Below are 18,645 nucleotides of genomic sequence, written 5' to 3' on the forward strand. Positions count from 1 at the left end.
CTTGGAGGCTAAAGCATGTTTTCTTGGTTGCGAATGACGGCTATTATTATCGTTACTGCTTTTTTAACTAGGTTCATTCCGTTCTCGGCTTTTTTTCAAAATGTGAATACATTAGTCCACGAGCTTGCCCATGCGCTTGCAGCTTTGCTGCTTAAGGGAAGCGTCTTGCATATTTATTTGTACGCTGACCAAAGCGGAGTGACTTATACCTCGTACACGGACAGCTGGATGCTAATCCCGATTGCGCTTGCCGGCTATACGGGCTCAGCTTTGTTCTCGCTGCTGCTTTTCTTTCTATATGCAAAAGGAAAAGCTCGTTTTGGACTCGCGATCGTTGCGGTAGCAGCTGGCGTGGCGCTCGCGCTTTTTGTTCGAAATGATTACGGCATGGCTTGGAGCGCGGGTTTCCTAGCATTGACGGTACTTATTTATTTTGCTGCTCCTCGCTGGCTCAGAGACTTTTATTATTTGCTGATCGCTTTTATTTGTTTAGTGGAATCCATTATTAGTCCATTTGTGTTGCTCTATCTTGCGATTACGGAGCCTGCATCAGCTGGGGATGCGGCTGGTTTAAGCGACGTAACCGGTGTACCTGCCTTTGTGTGGTCCGCTTTGTTCTGCTTCTTCTCGCTCTGGTGTGCCAAAATAGCGACCAGCTGCTTGTTTAGGAGAGGCGCTGGTGGGATACTAATAAGTAAATAAACACTGGAGAGGCTGTGAGCAAATGTCCAAAAGCTACAAACTGCCCGAGAAGAAAAAGGTGGATCTGAAGGACATCGATCCGAAGGATACGGGGCGCTTTTCGAATAAAGAAGAGGTCGTTCAGGCAGTGAAGGAGCTTGAGCTTGAGCTGCAGCAGCTGCAAGAAAAACTTGCCGCGAGCAAAGAGCATGCCGTGCTGTTTGTGTTTCAAGGCATGGATTGCAGCGGCAAGGATGGCGTAATCAAAAAAGTATTTGCCGGACTTCATCCGCAGGGCATTTCTGCCCATAGCTTTAAGACGCCAACAGAGGAGGAAGCGCGGCATGATTTTTTATGGAGAGCACATGTAGCCGTGCCTGCCCTTGGCCAGATAGCTGTATTTAACCGTTCGTACTATGAGGAAGTTTTGATCACGAGAATCCATGGTACGGTTAAGAGCGAGGAAGCGAAGGAGCGGTTTAAGCATATCAATCATTTTGAAGCTCTTTTATTAGGCAGCAGGGTGAAAGTGGTCAAAATCTTTTTGCACATATCGAAGCAGTTCCAACTGGAGAAGCTGATAAGCCGTATTGAAGATCCGAAAAAAAATTGGAAGTTCGACCCGTCCGACTTAAAGGAACGCAAGTCTTGGAAGCAGTACAGCGAGCTTTACGAGGAGCTGTTTGAAAAATGCAGCAAAGCGGCGCCATGGTATGTCGTCCCCTCCGATAATCGCTGGTATCGCAATTATGCGGTGCTTCGAATCGCGGTGGATGCGCTGCGGAGCCTTGATTTGAAGGATCCGGCAGCAAGGCCTGAGCTCCAGCCCTTTTTGGAGGAGCTTAAGAAAGAGGAAGCATAGCTTGCAGATGATTGATAAAAAATGGCAGTCCAACACATGGCTTCATGTGCGGGGCTGCCTTTTTTTTGTGTTTATAGGATGTAGATTGTCCTTTAATCCTCATGGAAGCAATCCTATTTATCTCGTCAAGGAGAGTGAGAAACATGTCGAAATATGTTTAGAACATGTCCAGAGCCAACTACTATAATGGTATTTATTGCTATATCAACGATGATAGAAGACTCAGGAGGGATTTTTTTTATGAGACATAGACCATTTGTCAGAGTAGTCAGCATGCTGCTCGCAGTGGTGCTGCTTACATCGATTTATCCTGTATATCCAAGCAGGTCGGGGCAGCAAATATTCGCTCAGGAATCAGCTGGCACAGAGATGGAAGAGCCAACGGTAACAAGCTCCTCCTACGATTTGGAGCCTTTGGCTGCTGCCGCAGCTGCTGATAAATTTTCCGATTATGGATGGGAGAAAATAGAATCGAACATTAAGCCTAGCCCGCGTATGGGGGCTGCTATGGCATTTGATGAAAAGAACGGAAAGGTCATTATGTTCGGGGGAGAAGGCACTTCCGGGCTGCTGAAGGATAACTTCCTGTGGGACGGCGAAACCAAGCAATGGCAAAAGCTCGCTGACTCGAGTGTGCCAAGTGGCCTTGTTGCCCGTAAAGGAGCGGCGATAACCTATGATCCTAACCTAGAGCGCCTCGTGATGTTCGGAGGCGAGGGTGCTTCAGGCGTTTTGAACGATATTTGGGTGTGGCATGGTGAGGTATTGCAGTGGAAACCATTGCTCATTCCAGCTCCGTCGGCACGTGCTGGCGCTCAGTTTGCCTATGATGGACAAAACCTGGTGCTATTCGGCGGTTATACGCTGTCTGGTTCTACTAAAAACAGATTAGCGGATACTTGGATTTTTAACGGAACGAGCTGGGAACAGCGGACGCCTGCCCAAAGCCCTCCGGCCACATATTCGGGCTCGATGGCTTATGACGGGCAGTATGCCGTGCTATATGGCGGTAATATTGGTGATGAAATTCGCGGAACAGCCTATCAAATCAATTCCAATACGCTATGGGCATGGGACGGAACGACTTGGAATGACAGCGCTCCAAAGGTTGAAGCGCAGGACTGGGGCCGCTGGGGGCAAGCGATGGCCTACGATGGACGGAGAGTCGTCTTCTACGGTGGAGAGTTCGATTGGATTAACCCGAGCAATAGTGCGGTTACGCCAAACAAAAAACGTCCTATCGCAAACTCGCAGGATGCTCAAGGGAAAAAAGCTGCTTTTGGCTGGGACGGAAGCGCTTGGTCGATATGGTCTGGTAATAGCAAAGGGCCGGGCGGCGGCATAGAGGGCGGTCCAGGCTCAGGCAGCTTTATGAGCATGGCGTATGATGGCTATAACTTTGTCGTATTCGGCGGAAACCATGAATGGGGAGGACTAACGAATGAGACGTTTACATTCGGCAATCCTTTGCCTACCTTGCCGATCGTAAGCATAACGGGTTTACCAACAATATTGATGGACAAGAACAACAAAGCGAATGATCTTGCAAGGTTCTCTGCTAATGTGAAAGGCAAGGCGCTCAGCGAAATTGGGATAGAATACCGTGAAGCGGGTCAAACCACATGGCAGAAGAAGGCGCATTTGTCGGCTGAGGCTGGTGCGGTCACCATTGATCTTAACGGCTTGAAGTGGCAGGTCGACTACGAAGCACGCGTGTATGCGACAAATGTTGTGGGGACGGCATACAGCGCAGTTTCAACGTTCAAGTTTTTTGAGGACCCGGCTATGGTGGTTCCAGACCTGCGTTATGACCGTGCTTCACCATCGGTGCTGCATACGAAGGATAAGAAGAGGCTGGTTGTCGTCGGAGAGGGCATCACCAATTTGTGGAGAAAGCCAGCTTCAAATATTCATTATTCACTCAAAAGCCAAGGCGGACAGTTGTATCCGTTGACGCCAAACGTTCGCAATGATCAGGAGCTAGAGCTGAATTGGACGGATGAATTGCCGGATGGCAAATATGATTTGGAGCTTAATCACGATTTTTACGATGATTTTGTTCTCTCAGGCGCTTTGCTTATTACTTCAACCGGCGTATATGAGCCGCGCGATTATAATGAAATTATCATTCCTAGTACAGATTCGGACAATGAAGATATTAGTCAAATGGCTATTAGAGGGCCGTTCACGGAAAATCCCTCGGAGCTTGGTATATTTAAGCTAAACAACATGAATCAAGTGGTCATGCTGAATGAATATATTAAATTTAAAGGAACGAGCCTGACGATTGATAAGACGGGTGTAGATACGTATGTAACGGGTGTCGGACGGCTTTATGTTGAAAAAGCTGGCATTATGTATACGTTGTTCCTTGGCTCCTTTGAGTTTAATTCAGCCGAGTTCGTTATCGAGCTTGCTGGTGATATGCAATCTGATTATTTGAGCTTGAATTTGCCGATTACATTGAAGAAAATTACTTTTATAGCTGGCGGGGTAAGGCTCGGCGGGGATATTAAAGTAGATTTCAGCGCAGGAACGACCAAAATTAAAGGTGAATCGGAGATTGAAGCGTTAGAGTTCAAGCGCGAACGGTTCGATTTTGCGGGTAAATTCAGTATTGCAGGCGAGTTTGAGGCAGGTCCGCTAGAGGGTGCTGAGCTGAACTTCCGGCTTGATACACGCATTCCGCTCTATGGTGCGGGAGGCTCCTTCGATTTGCGCAAGCAGAAGGTTGGATTTGAAGCAGATATTCAATTCAAACGCGGGAAGCTTGATGCGCTTAGCTTTGGCGTTCGCCGCAAAATCAAGCTTGGCTCGACGGGGGCACAGCTCACTCGTCTTGGCGGCGGGTTTTCAAATCTAGCGAGCCAGAGCGAAGTACCGTTTACGTTGAAAGCGTTTGGCGGCGCGTCAGATGTCATTGCGCCTGAAATCAAGGGCTACAATATGGTGAACGGCAACAATTTGAGCGTAGGATTATCGCGTTATCATTTTGAAGCATCCGGAGAGCTGGCTGTTTACTGGGTTCCGGTTGCAAATTTGGATTTTCTGACGATTTGGAACGCAGCGGGCTTTAAAGAGTACAGCAGCGCTGGCTTCCGATTGGATGCGAACCTGAATTTAGTAGATGTTGTGGTCGGTCAGCTGTTCGCGCAATATTTTGCAAACAGCGGCTACGCAGGTTTTGTAAGTGCACGCATAAAAATACCGAACTGGGTGTCGGTTATCGGCGGCAAAAGCTTTGGCGGCATTGATGTCGGCGTAAACAATCGTGAAATTTTTGGATCGGTTGGTTCAGGCTGGTTCGGTGGTTCTGCCAAATATATGTTTGCTCCGAACAGCTTCGACTTCAGCCTTGGCGCGAGCAAGGATATGAAGAGAGAAATTGAGAGAATGAAAAGAAATATGGTTAAGCCGCCGAGCGCTCGCTCGATGCCATTGCTAAGCAGCAGTGCTTTGCTCTTCACAAGCGCATTCGCGGATACTTCTTTTACACCTCTTACGAATCCTTTGCTCACAGAGGATAAAGGTTACATGCTGAAGCTTCAGAAGGATGTGCTGCAGCAGGGTGAGATAGGTGTAGATACGGCTGCAAGCGGACGTATTTTATTGGGACAGTTTACGGCTGCATTGCGTGAGAATTCACCGCAAGCCAGCTTTACGAAGCAGGATCAGATTCAATACACATTGCAGGCAGATCATAGCTTCAAAGCGCTGCTTGTGCTGGATGGCAAGCAGGAAGATCTTTCGATCATTCGTCCGGATGAAAGCGTGGCATCGCTCAAGTTCCCTGAGACGGAAAAGGCTGGTAATGGTGCTATTTCTGCCGTATATCGTGAAGATGAGGATAAAACGTATATCCGTTTGCAACTAACAGCGAATGAAGATTGGAAGCTGGCTGCATCGCAGTCGTTGCAAGTGGAATTGTACGAGCTTACATTCCTGAATGAATCGCTCAGTCTTACTGAGCTGGCAGCACGATGGGCGGCAGCGCCTGAATTGAAGCTGACAGCAATAGATATGATGGAGCGCGGCTTGAAGCTGGTAGAGCTTGACCAGCCTAAAGGCGCTGTGAAATTGTACAAGCCAGATGGCCGTGAATATGGTCTGGAATCAGATTCACTTAAATCAGGCTGGAATCATTATGTCGATCCACTAAGCGGCAAGCTTTACCTGTTGATCGATGTAGCTCAGCCGGGCGAATGGCTGCTTGAAGCAGGACAGAAAACGCCGGCTAAGGTATTTGCTCTTGGAGAGCATACGACGACTCGGGAGCTGAAAGACTGGATAACAAGCGGTGAGCTTCGTACTGAAGTCAACCTAAAAAGCGGTCAGACCTTGCTTGAAATCGATCAGGCGGATGAGACAGCCGTGCTATATCGTCCAGATGGCTCGCCATATCCGCTGCAAGCGGATCGCAGCGAATCAAACTGGAATGCTTATTATGAGGCTGATAAACAAAAATGGACGATTTTGGTGCAAGCAGCGGAAGAGGAAGCGGGGCTTTGGACCGTTCGCGGCAAACAATTCGTGACCATACGTGCCTTCCGCAGTGATGAGCAATACGACAGCTTAATTCCGTTTTTCTCAAATGGAACAGCAGAGTATACGACGAGTTTGCAAATCGATAAGCCAGGCCGATATATGTTTATGTTAACGGGTGGTTCTCGCAATACCCAAATTATTGCACCTGATAACAAAGCCATTCCGGTTGTTTTTGAGGACGAGAATGCCAAAAATTACAATGCGGTTCTGCAAGCAGCAGTTGCCAAGGAAGATGAGGAAGCGGATAAATACGGCGATATGACTTTTACCTCGAATCTGCCTTTTGTTGCAGATGCGGATATGCTTTATGTCGCTGCTGATATTGAACAAACAGGAAAATGGGAAATTCGCTCCTCCCTGCCTATTCAAGCAAGCATGTATGAGCTCGATCCTGTAACTGAAATTAGCGAATTTAGTGCAGTTCCAGAGACAGAAGGCACGAATCGCTTCAAAGTAAAATGGAACGTGGACCATGCCAAGCAGGGAACCAAAGTAAGCTTAATGGTAACCGATCAGTCCAATAAGGCAATCGGGCCGGTTATTTTGAAGGATCTTCCTGCATCAGGCATTCAAACGATTGACATTCCGGATGAATTTATGCCGGGTCAATACTGGTTGTCTATGGTGGCGGAAGGTGAAGAAATTGCACCGCTGTTTGCGGTAACGTCTGAGCCTGTACAGTTGACTGCTGAAGTCATGCTGCCTCAGCCGAAGCAGCTTGCGATTACTTCCACTGGAAACGGCGAGCTTACGCTGCGTTTTCCTTCCATTAAGGCCGAGGGACTAGAATATTACCAGTTGACGGTCAGCTATAAGGATGATGAAGGAAAAACTGTAACGGATACATTCGGTGCAGATCCTATGGCCGGAGATTGGCAGGACGTCATTATATCCGGGTACAAGCCGGAGCACAGCTACACCATCAATGCGATGGCGGTTGGCGAGCAAAATGGCAAAGTTGTTGTTAGTCCAGTGTCAGCAAATGTGGAGGCGTTCTTACCTAATCCGAAGCGGGCAAAGCTTAACGTTGCTTTTAATACTTTTGGTGCTAAGCAGAAAACAAGCACCTACAAAAGCTATGATGAGCAAGAGGAGATTATGGTTAACACAGCTGCGGAAAAGGTTAGTGTAGAGCTAACTAGTGATCAAGCAGCAAAGGTTAATCTTTACGTAAACGGGGAATTGTTGCAATCCAAGGATACCGAAGCTAATACGGTCGCTTCGTTCAATCTGAATGAATTGCTTCTAGGCAAAGAAACGAATGAGCCGCTAGAGCAGCTTGATTATACGATTGAAATTGAAGCGGTTAACGAGCGCGGCGATTACAGCTCTGATTATAGGAAATTGTACGTAGACCGTACGGAGCCATTCTTGTATGTAGCAGGCAAACAGAACGAGGATTTTGTTCGTGAGCCTCTCAATGGGCAGGTTGTATATGGCAGCCGTATACCTATGGTTGGTCAAACGGAAATAGGCGCTTTGCTGACCGTTGACGGACGAGCTGTTCCAGTCAACGCAGAAGGGAAATTTAATTATTTTGCTCCGATTGTGTGGGATGAAACTGGCCTTCATACTGTAATCGTCGAAGTGGAAGATGAAGTCGGCAATCGAGTTGAATATCGATTTGATGTGGTGCAGGGAACCGAGACTGCGGAGCAGTCCAAGGTGAAGCCTTCTGATTTGGCAGCGCTAGAGCTGGACAAAGGTGTTCTATCACAACCATTCCATCCTGATCTGACGGGTAGATATGAGACGGTTGTAGAAGAAGGCAAGGTCCGATTATACGCTGTTGCTGCTGCAATAGATTCTATTGTAACAGTGAACAATGTGCCGTTGAACGCACAGGGCTACGCAGAGCTTGAGGCTCCGATTGGCAATGGCGTAACTACAGCGCAGGTGAAGGTATCGGGAGCAGATACAAGTGAAAAGACATACGTGATTGAATTGAGAAGCAAGCCGTCGGAAGTCGCTGTTCTGAAGAGCCTCACGATGCGGGCAGGGACAGAGGAGTTGTTGACAGAACCAGCATTCAATGGTGCTGATACCGATTATAGTGTGTTTGTCGAAAATAATACGAATGCGGTAAGCGTTGCGGCTGAGGCTTACAAGCAAGGATCTACGATCCGAGTAAATGGCGAGCTGCTTGGCGAAGCTGGAATTTCTGTGCCGGTACAGGTGGGAGAGACCCATGTAGCCATTCAGGTTATTGCGCCAAATGGACAAGAGAATAAAACCTATAACGTTAAGGTTATTCGTGCGAAGGACAGCAATGCACAATTGAAGGATCTAACGGTAAGCGGTGGAGTGCTAACGAGAGATTTTGCAGGAAATGAGATGGATTACCAGATCATAGCGCCTTCTGATTCTGCGGCTCTAAGTTTCGCTGTAGAAGCAGCTAGTCCGAGTGCAGTCATTCGTATAGCAGATGGTGGAATTGAGCTCGGAAGCGGAGGAACGCATGTGGTTCCTTTGCGCAGTGGAACTCAACCTGTTCAACTGGATGTAACAGCAGAGGATGGTACTGTTGCGACTTACAAGCTTGCTGTTATCAAGCAGTCAGCTTCTGCAGCAGCAGCGCCATCGTTAACTGAGCTTTCTATCGCTGGATTAGACTTGCTGCCGGCATTCTCTGCGAGCAGGCTAAGTTATAAGCTGAAGTCAGAGATAGAGGACGCGAATGTGTCTGTGCTTGCCAACATCTCAAATTCTGATGCTATTTTGACCATAAATGGTAGGCCTGCCCAGAAAGGCGTGCATCAGACTGTAAGTTTAAAGGTGGGGACAAATCTAATTGTGATTGGAGTCGAGTCTGCTGACCGCAGCAGCTCAAGGCAATATTCGATTGAAATCGTTCGGAAACCAACGTATGCAACACCGGATCGATTAGCGACTGTCGCATCAGGGGATTCAAATGCTGCAATAGCAAATGTAACCATTACTAGAACGGTTGCTAGAGATGGCAGCAAAATAGATACGGTTAATATTCCGCTTGCTAAGGCGGAGGAAATTGTTGCACAGATGAAATTGCAGAAGCAGAATGCGGCTCGCATCGTTATTACGAATCTACTTAATAATCCGAGCGATGAGATTAAGCTGAATGTTCCGTCAAAAGCAGTTGCTGCATTAGCCGAGAGCGGAATTAGTCTTGTCATCTCAACGCCAACAGCAGAATTGACGTTATCGCCAGAGACGATTCATCATATCAAGGAAGCGGGTATTGAGCTTTATCTCCGCTTTGTACCGATTCGCGATCAAGCGAAGCAACAGCAAATTCATGACAGGCTGCTTGGCGAAGCGAACCTCAAGAAACAGCTAGGCGGCAGGGATGCTGAACTGCTAGGCCAACCTACTGCAATTGAAACGAACTATAAGGATAGTGTTACTCGCATCGTACTGCCGATAGCTGGTCTTGAGACTGCAAAGGACAGTGCAGCTGCGAAGGAGCTTGAGGCTCAATTAGCGGTTTACATTGAGCACAGCGATGGAGCAAAGGTGCTCCAGTCAGGAAGACTGCAATATGATACCAAAGGAATCGTGAACGGTATGGCATTTGATGTTGCTAAATTCAGCAATTTTGCTGTCGTTAAACTTACGAAGGACAAACTTTATGAGCCTTATGTAACGGGGTATCCGGATGGAACCTTCCGTCCAAGTAAAACGATTACTCGTGCGGAGCTTGCAGTCATACTTGCCAAAGAGCTTAAGAAAAACGCCAGCCTGCTGGAAGAAACGGCGCCTAATGCTAATGAAACAGAGCTGCCTGCGTTTAGTGATGTCGTTTCCGATCACTGGGCAAAAGAAGCGATTACGCTGCTCAGAAATCATGGTATTATGAATGGTGACGAGCAAGGCAAATTTAGACCGGGCGACGGAGTCTCTCGTTCAGAGATAGCGGTTATCGCGGCTCGTTGGAACAAGCTGTCCCTAAGCGGTACTGCCAAGGCGGATTTTACAGACTTAACGGGACACTGGGCAACAAATGAAGTTGCTGCTGTTGCAGAGGCAGGGTTTATGAAGGGATATCCGGATCATACTTTCCGTCCGAATGGTTTGCTGCTTCGCGGAGAAGCTGTTCGTGCACTCAACGCAATCTTCAACCGTCCAGTGCCGCAGGAAACTGTCAGCTCTAGCTGGCCGGATGTCGCGCCAAAACACTGGGCTATGTTAGATATTGAAGCCGCTTCTAGATATGTGCAGAAGCTGCCAGATGGACAAGTTCGAGTCGTAAAAACGAAGTAAGACTAAGACATATCGATATCAGAAGGCTCACTGAAAAATAACAATGGAAGGAGGAGGGCATGGATCAATGCTAAAGGTAATATTAGTGGATGATGAGGAGCCGGCATTGATACATTTGGAACGATTGCTGAGGGCAGATGGCCGGGTTCAAGTTGTGGGCAAGTATACCTCTGCTATGGAGGGACTTGACCACCTTGCTCGCAGTTATGCCGATATCGCGTTTCTTGATATCGGCATGCCCGAGATGAACGGCCTTGAAGCAGCTGAACGTATACAGGAGTTGTACCCTGCAATACGTATCGTTTATGTAACCGCCTATTCAGCGTATGCTGTTGAAGCATTTGAGCTGCATGCGCTGGATTATTTATTGAAGCCGGTCGATTCTGCGAGAATTGGAAAAACGATAGATCGTATTGAGGAATATGCGAAGCTTTTGAACAATCAAGCACAAAGCTTCGAAGCTCTAGCAGAACGAAATGAGCTTTCAGTGCGATGCTTTAAACGGCTTGAGCTTGTAGGCGGGGCTGCTTTAAACGGCAAGGTGAAGTGGCGAACGAAAAAAGCGCAGGAGCTCTTTGCTTATTTCCTTCATTTGGAGGGTGCTTGGGTTACGAGAGAGCGGCTTATTGAAACGCTTTGGCGAGAGTATGAGCTGGACAAGGCGGTTACCTATCTTCATCATTCCGTTTCACGTATTAGATGGCTACTGCGTGAGTGGGGAGTTTCTTTCACAGTTGAGTATCAAGGCGAGAGCTACCGACTCCCGTATGCTGCCATTCGTACTGATGTAGCTGAGTTTGAGGAGACAGTAGCTGAGCTCCCATATCAGTTTCAGGATAATTGGAGTCGGTATGAGCATGCGATTTCTCTTTATAAAGGCGATTATTTGGAGGATCATAATTATGCGTGGGCAGAGACCAGAAGAATAAATTTGCAGCATCGTTATTTTCGGCTGGTTAGCAGCATGGCAAGATATGAGCTGGAGGAAGGCCGTGCTCAGTCGGCTATCCAGAGACTGACGACTGCTCAGATCAGCTTCCCATACTCAGATGAAATTTGCAGATTGCTTCTTGCAGGTTATGCTCAGATAGGGGATACAGAATCGCTTAACCGCTGCTACGAAACCTATGCGCAATTATTATTGCAGGAGCTAGGAGTCATTCCTGAGAGGCAAACGACGGATTTATATCATCAATTATCCCAGTAAGACGTGAATTTAGGCAAGGAGGCAACGATGGGATGAGAAAGCAATGGTGGACGATAGTTGTATTTTTCCTTATCGTTGTAGCTTTTCCGGTAAACGAGTTTTTTTATAATCAATCCATTGAGAAGAGTGCACCTCATTCAAGCGCTGGCACGTTGGATTTACGGGAATGGAATTTCGAATCAGAAGGACTTGTCGCGCTGAATGGTCAATGGGAATTTTATCGTGGACAGCTGCTGCTGCCAGAGCAATTCGCAGATCCAGCTGTTTCTCCTTATCAGAGGCCTGAACTAACAGGCCTCTTTCCTGTGCCAACGGAGTGGAACAGCTATATAGCGGAGGACGGCAACCCGCAGGGAGCAGGATTCGGTACTTATAGGCTGAGAGTGGAGTTAAACAACACAGCAGAAACGCATTTCGGAATTCGAACGACTAATATCCGCATGGCTAACCGGATATTTATAAATGGACAGGAAGTGGGAGCAAGCGGAGTACCGGGAGTCTCAGATAAAGAAGATATCGCATCGAATATCCCTTATGTTGGATTTGTATCCGTAGATAGATCCTATGTTGAAATTATCGTACAAGTATCCAATTTCAACTATGCTTCGGGCGGCATCATCTATCCGATTTGGTTTGGCTATGAGGCTGATATTCGCAAGAGCCGCGACATCGCGTTGTTTGGTGAATTTATGAACATCAGCGGGTTTGCATTGTTCTCTATGTTTTTCCTTCTTTTGTTCTACATGCGGAGAAAAGAGCGCTCGTTGCTTTACTTGGCATTATTTTGTTTAGCGCTGCTGCTCTATGTATGTACTCATGGCGAGAAGCTGATTGCACTGGCCTTGCCTCAGCTTAGCTACGATTGGGTCATGAAGCTGCAGAACATTTCTTCAGCATTCGGTTATTATTTTTTATTGCAATATGTCAACGTGTCGGTACCAAGAGCTGTTAACAAGCTTGTGTGGCGGGCAAGCAATATTGCAACGATTATCGTCATTATTGCAGCATTCATGCTGCCGACGATGCTTTATTCACAGTGGTTTTTGAAGGGAATAGGCCTTTCAGTATTTACTTTTGGAGTTGTGCTTTACACCCTTGTCAAAGGTGTTATGCGCCGATCGCGGGACGCTTATTTTTTGCTTTTAAGTGCAATAACCATTTTGGTATTTATAATCGTCAGTGTCATGCAAGTATTTGGCCTATTGGAAAATCATTTTTTCATCTCGTTTGAGCTGCTTATCTTGGTCATTGTTCAAGTAATCATGCTAGCTCGACGTTTCTCTCATACCTTTAATGAGGTGGAAGAGCTCTCTCGCAAGCTGTTGAACTTGGACGAATTAAAGGATGAATTTATGGCGAATACGTCGCATGAGCTTCGAACGCCGCTGCATGGTATTGTAAATATCGCTGAGTCCTTGCTTGAGGGTGTAGCGGGGACGCCAAACACCGATCAGGCTAGACAGCTTTCTATGATTGTATCGACAGGTAGAAGATTGAATTATCTGATTCATGATATTTTAGACTTTTCCACCTTGCGAAACGGACAGCTTACACTGAATCGGCAAGCTGTTGATTTATCAGCAGCAGCGCAATCCGTAGTCGAGGTCATTGGGCATTTAGCCGATAAAAAAGGGGTAAGCCTGACGCAGGAATGGCCGCAGCTGATGCCGCTGCTTGATACTGATGAGGAGCGACTGCGTCAAATTTTATTTAATTTGCTTGGCAATGCGGTGAAGTTTACACATCAGGGTGAAATTCGGATTTATGCGGAAGTCGTGGATTCATGGGTAAAAATCAGCGTTACAGATACTGGAATTGGCATCGCGGCGGATCGTTTAGATGACATTTTCAAGGCGTTTAATAGCGTTTCCACTGTGGATCTACAATCTGGCTATAGCGGCACCGGTATCGGGTTGAACATTACGAAGAGACTCGTGGAACTTAATGGCGGGTATATCGAAGCAAATTCACAGCTAGGTATAGGTTCAACTTTTTCATTTACCCTTCCTGCAGCTGCGCTGTCTGCTATTTCTGAGGTTGCTGCTGGTAAAAGCGGCAGAGCAGCGATTCAACCGGCATTAGCGCTCAATAAAACATTTCAAGCAGCGATGAATGGGAATGAAATAATAGAAGATACACATCCATTCACTGTGTTAGTGGTAGATGATGATCCCGTAAACTTACAAGTATTAATAAATGTATTGTCTATGGAAAATTACACAGTCATTGCGGTTGACAGCGGCGCTGAAGCGCTGGAGGTACTGTCCAGCGAGCGACGGATTGATCTCGTGATAACAGACTGGATGATGCCAGCGATGTCTGGACTAGAGCYTTGCCGTAGGATCAGGGAACGATACTCGTTGTCTGAACTGCCTGTACTTATGCTCACCGCAAGAAAATTGGCAGGCGATATTCAAACGGGCTTTAGTGCTGGAATCAATGATTTTTTAACAAAACCAGTTGACGGTATTGTGCTGCGTGCTCGCGTACGAACATTGCTTGAGCTTAGACAGTCTGTTCAAGCGGCTATTCGATCGGAGCTGGCTTTTCTGCAGGCACAAATTAAACCTCATTTTTTGTACAATGCACTCAATACGATTATTTCGATATGTCCTGATGACCCAGATAAGGCTACAGAACTATTATTGAATTTAAGCCGATATTTACGCAGCAGCTTCGATTTCCAGAATCGACAGCAGATCGTCAGCTTGGAGAAGGAGCTTGAGCTTGTTCAGTCTTATGTCAAATTAGAGCAAGCGCGGTTTGGCAAACGATTGAATGTTGTGTACGAAGTGGATAAACAGCTGCGAGGATTTATTCCGCCGCTCAGCATTCAGCCGATTGTAGAAAATGCAGTTAGGCATGGTGTCATGCAAAAGGCTGCTGGTGGCAAGATCGTATTACGTATTCAAGAGGCAGAGGAGAAGCTGATTATTTCAGTCTCGGATAATGGAGTTGGCATTAAGCAAAGTGATCTTAGTACGCTATTGCTTGGGCAACGGCAGGTGTCAGGCGTTGGCTTAACCAATATTCACCGCAGACTGCTCTCTTTGTACGGAAATGGTCTTGGTATTTCAAGCGAAGCAGGAGAAGGAACGACGGTGACCTTTGAGGTTCCGCAGATACAAATAGATATGAGCAAGACTTCGTAAAGTTTGATTGAATCGATGAAGGGAGAAGTGCTTAGGTGAGTTAGATTTTGAACCTAAGTGCTTTTTTTTTTCTTGAAAAAACTGCTTGGAGAAAATATCAGTTTATTGATTGTTTCTGTATGAAATAAAACGTCATTTTATGTCGAAAAAAAGAGGATTTTATTCTATATTGTCGAATATCAAATTAGTTATAACGCTGACATTTTTTGGTGAAAGGAAGGTTGGGAGGGAATTTCAACTGGATAGCATTTCATAGAAACGAGTCGGAAGTTCAGTTCATTTACTAGAAAGGAGAATGCTAGACATTTTTTTAGTCGAGTAGCAGCTGTATCAAAAGACACATCTTGTAAAATTCTAATTTGGAGTTGAATTTATGTATAAGCGTATTCGTTTTTTTCGCGCTCCTTTGCTCGTTATTCTTAGTTTTCTCGTCGTTTTTTCTCAAATCGTATGGTTCTCATCAACAACATATGGAGCTGGATCGAGCTGGAATACATTAAATAATCCTATCAATAATACGAGCAACCAGTTTTTAGGAATGGGCTATGGCAATGGCGTTTATGTTGCAGTAGGAAGTAACGGTCTGATTGCTGCATCTTCGGATGCTGCAAAGTGGACAACAAGAAGTACGAATAGTACTCAAAACTTAAATGAAGTGGATTATGGAAACAACGTCTATGTTGCAGCTGGTGCAGGAGGTACGATTTTATATTCTACTGATGCGGTTACATGGAATGCAGCAGCATCGAATACGTCGAATCAGTTATTTTCAGTGAAATTTTTAAATGGTTCATTTTGGGCAGTTGGAGCATCCGGCATTATTTTGAAATCAAGTGATGGGCAGTCGTGGACATCCATTGCTTCTGGGATTTCCAACGATTTGTACAACATCTCCTATGGAAACAGTAAGTATGTCTTAGGCGATGCAAACGGTAAAATTTATTATTCGGCCACTGGAAATCCATCAACATGGAGCGGTGGACAGCAGCTTAACAGTACATATTATAGTTCAATAAACTTTATAGGATTTTTAAATAATCATTTCTACGCTTTTGATTCCAGTCCAATACTTGCAAGCTACAGATCTTCAGATGCCATTACCTGGACAAGTACTCCTTTAGCTTGGCAGGCTTTTGCAGGTGCATATGGCAATGGCGTGTATGTTTTGTATAGCAATGCGAATACAGCCTTTACTTCTACGGATGGGGTGAGCTGGACTGAACGGACAACAAACTATGGAAACACGATGCAGGCTATTACATTTGGCAATGGAAAATTTGTCGCTGCAGGCAATGGCGGCTCTATCATGTATTCGCTTGATGGTATCGAATGGACAACAGTAACACCAAACATCACAGATACGGTCTATAACAATGGTCTTTATGTTGCTGTAGGCTATAACAATTCGGCTACGATTGGCGGCACCATTTTTACTTCCACTGATCGAGTGAATTGGACAAGCCGGATAACGCCAACTGCAAATGGATTTTCAAGTATTGCATACGGCAACGGCACTTATGTAGCAGTTGGTTCGGGCGGTACGATCTATGTATCAAGTAATGCAACCAATTGGAATTTGGCAGCTTCTAATACGACAAGCAACTTACAAGGTGTCCAATTTGTAAATAATCGGTTTATTGCTTTAGGAAACAGCGGAACGATTTTAACATCTAGCGACGGAACGGCATGGACACCAGCTGCAATTACTGGAGGTCCGGCTATCACGACTGTTCTCTACTCTGTTGCTTATGGGAATGGAACATATGTTGCTGTAGGTCAAGGATCAAGAATGGCATATTCATCAGATGGATTGAATTGGACTGCTTCCTCTTTAACAGGTTCATCCTTCATTTTCAGAAACGTTGTTTATGCAAATAATTTATTTGTTGCTGTGGGAGCCAGTGGTAAAATATTTACCTCGTCAGATGGCACCAGCTCGAACTGGACTAGTCAAGATAGTACAGCTACTGGTCTCTTAACAGGGATCGCTTACGGAGCGGGACAGTTTATGGTTTCAGGTATTGGAGGGAAAATTGTATCTTCTCCGGATGGAGCAAGCTGGACTTCAGAAGCAACTAATGTAGCAGCTTTTCTTACAAATGTGGTTTATGACGGCAGCCGGTTTCTTTCACTTGGATATAATTTCACGACTATAGAGGCTGCTGCCGTAGTTTCTTCACCACCTTTAATTGTTGGGAATCCTAGCAATGCAACGATTAATGAAGGCGGGAACGCTACCTTCACGGTTGCTGCGTCTAATACAAACTCTTATCAATGGCAGGTAAATACGGGTGCGGGATTTTCAAATATTGTTAATAGTTCAACGTATAGTGGAGCGACTGCGTCAACGTTAACTATAACGGGTGCGACAGTAGGAATGAATGGATACCAGTATCGAGTCATCGCTACGGGCAGCACAGCGCCTTCGGCAATCTCGAATAGTGCGACGTTAACGGTAAAAGCACCATCGATTGCTTCGACTATTATGTTTAAATCGAATGCTGGTATTGCTGGCAACGCAACCGTTGTGTCAGATGGGCAGGGCGGATCAGATGATATACCGGGCTTTTCGCTAGATTTTTCGGCCAAGGCTGCTGTAACCCTAAATAAAGATTTAGTTCTAACTTATGAAATTCCTTATCCGGATACAATTGGTGCAAGTGGACTATCTGCTGGTTATGCAGATAGTGAATCCCAAAGTATATGGACGATTAAGAGTCACAATTCGTCTCAAAACTTCTCTTTAGAATCGATTACTTTAATCGATTCGGGCAATAAAGATGTCAAAATTGGTGCTTTTAATGATGGTGTTCAGGTTGGAGAATGGGTTGATTTAACGATTAGTGTTGATCCATGGATGTTTACGTTCGATCAATCAAATGGATTAACCATTTCATTTGACAATATTGATGAAATTCGAATAATTCCTCAAGATTCAGAAATGTGGATTTCAATTAATAACGTTCAAATTGGTGATCCTGTATCAACGCCAGCTCCTTCGATTACAAGCAATCCAAGCAATGCAACGATCAATGAGGGGGACAACGCTACCTTCACGGTTGCTGCATCTAATGCGAGCTCGTATCAATGGCAGGTGAATGATGGTGCAGGATTCACAAATATTAGTAACAATTCAGTTTACGCTGGAGCAACAACAGCAACTTTGGTTATAAAAGGCGCAACAGCAGGAATGAGCGGATACCAGTATCGCGTAGTCGCTTCGGGTAGTACTACGCCTGCGGCAATCTCGAATAGTGCAGCGTTGACAGTAATTCCTATGAATGTACCTTTGGCAGACTTTGCAAATACGAGCAAGACTGGAACATCGGCGACATTTACATGGAGCGCAGCGACAGGTGCAACCGGCTTGAAAATTGAGCAATCCCCCGCAGGAGCAAATACATGGACAACAGCGGCAACAGGAGCGCTTGCGACCAATGCAACAACAGCGACAGTAACAGGCTTGTCCGCTGCAACGGGATATGACTTCCGCCTAGTTGTAACTGGCGGAGCGAATGCTGGCAACTCGAATGTGGTGAATGTGACTACTAATTCAGTTGCGTTGATAGACTTTGCTAGTACGAGCAAGACCGGAACATCGGCGACATTTACATGGAGCGTAGCAGCGGGCGCAACCGGCTTGAAGATTGAGCAATCACCAACAGGTGCAAACACGTGGACAACAGCGACAACAGGTGCTCTTTCCACGAATGCAACAACAGCAACGGTAACAGGCTTGTCGGCAGCGACAGGTTATGACTTCCGACTTGTAGTAACTGGCGGAGCGAATGCAGGTAATTCGAATGTAGTAACGGTGACGACAAACTCGGTTGCACTAACAGACTTTGCGAGCGCAAGCAAAACGGGAACAAGCGCAACGTTCACTTGGAGCGCAGCAACAGGTGCAACAAACATTAAAGTGGAGCAATCACCAACAGGTGCAAATACGTGGACAACAG

General features: G+C 46.0%; 6 protein-coding genes. All 6 read left to right on the forward strand.

Annotation, left to right across the window (positions count from 1 at the left end):
• Window positions 1-15 precede the first annotated feature (15 nt).
• Window positions 16-702, forward strand: coding sequence for a M50 family metallopeptidase (locus tag AB4Z17_RS08320; protein WP_441959199.1), 687 nt, complete (start codon window positions 16-18; stop codon window positions 700-702).
• A gap of 22 nt (window positions 703-724) precedes the next feature.
• Window positions 725-1,543 carry a PPK2 family polyphosphate kinase gene (locus tag AB4Z17_RS08325; protein ID WP_441910822.1) on the forward strand — a complete coding sequence of 273 codons (819 nt, stop codon included), beginning with the start codon at window positions 725-727 and terminating at the stop codon, window positions 1,541-1,543.
• Between the two features lie 240 nt (window positions 1,544-1,783).
• Window positions 1,784-10,327 (forward strand): cadherin-like beta sandwich domain-containing protein, encoded by an 8,544-nt coding sequence (locus AB4Z17_RS08330; RefSeq protein ID WP_441959200.1) that lies wholly within the window; start codon window positions 1,784-1,786, stop codon window positions 10,325-10,327.
• Window positions 10,328-10,394: 67 nt separating this feature from the next.
• Window positions 10,395-11,534, forward strand: coding sequence for a response regulator (locus tag AB4Z17_RS08335; RefSeq protein WP_441959201.1), 1,140 nt, complete (start codon window positions 10,395-10,397; stop codon window positions 11,532-11,534).
• Window positions 11,535-11,566: 32 nt separating this feature from the next.
• Window positions 11,567-14,686 (forward strand): ATP-binding protein, encoded by a 3,120-nt coding sequence (locus AB4Z17_RS08340; protein ID WP_441959203.1) that lies wholly within the window; start codon window positions 11,567-11,569, stop codon window positions 14,684-14,686.
• Window positions 14,687-15,059: 373 nt separating this feature from the next.
• Window positions 15,060-18,645, forward strand: a 3,586-nt coding sequence (locus tag AB4Z17_RS08345; protein WP_441959205.1) for a beta strand repeat-containing protein, incomplete at its 3' end; no start/stop codon positions are given.

The sequence above is a fragment of the Paenibacillus sp. TAF43_2 genome (assembly GCF_052113545.1).
Lineage (GTDB): Bacteria > Bacillota > Bacilli > Paenibacillales > Paenibacillaceae > Pristimantibacillus.

Bases quoted from the DNA above. Each gene is read 5' to 3' on its own strand.
- AB4Z17_RS08330 (WP_441959200.1), top strand. From the start codon at position 1,784: ATGAGACATAGACCATTTGTCAGAGTAGTCAGCATGCTGCTCGCAGTG.
- AB4Z17_RS08335 (WP_441959201.1), top strand. From the start codon at position 10,395: ATGCTAAAGGTAATATTAGTGGATGATGAGGAGCCGGCATTGATACAT.
- AB4Z17_RS08325 (WP_441910822.1), top strand. From the start codon at position 725: ATGTCCAAAAGCTACAAACTGCCCGAGAAGAAAAAGGTGGATCTGAAG.
- AB4Z17_RS08320 (WP_441959199.1), top strand. From the start codon at position 16: ATGTTTTCTTGGTTGCGAATGACGGCTATTATTATCGTTACTGCTTTT.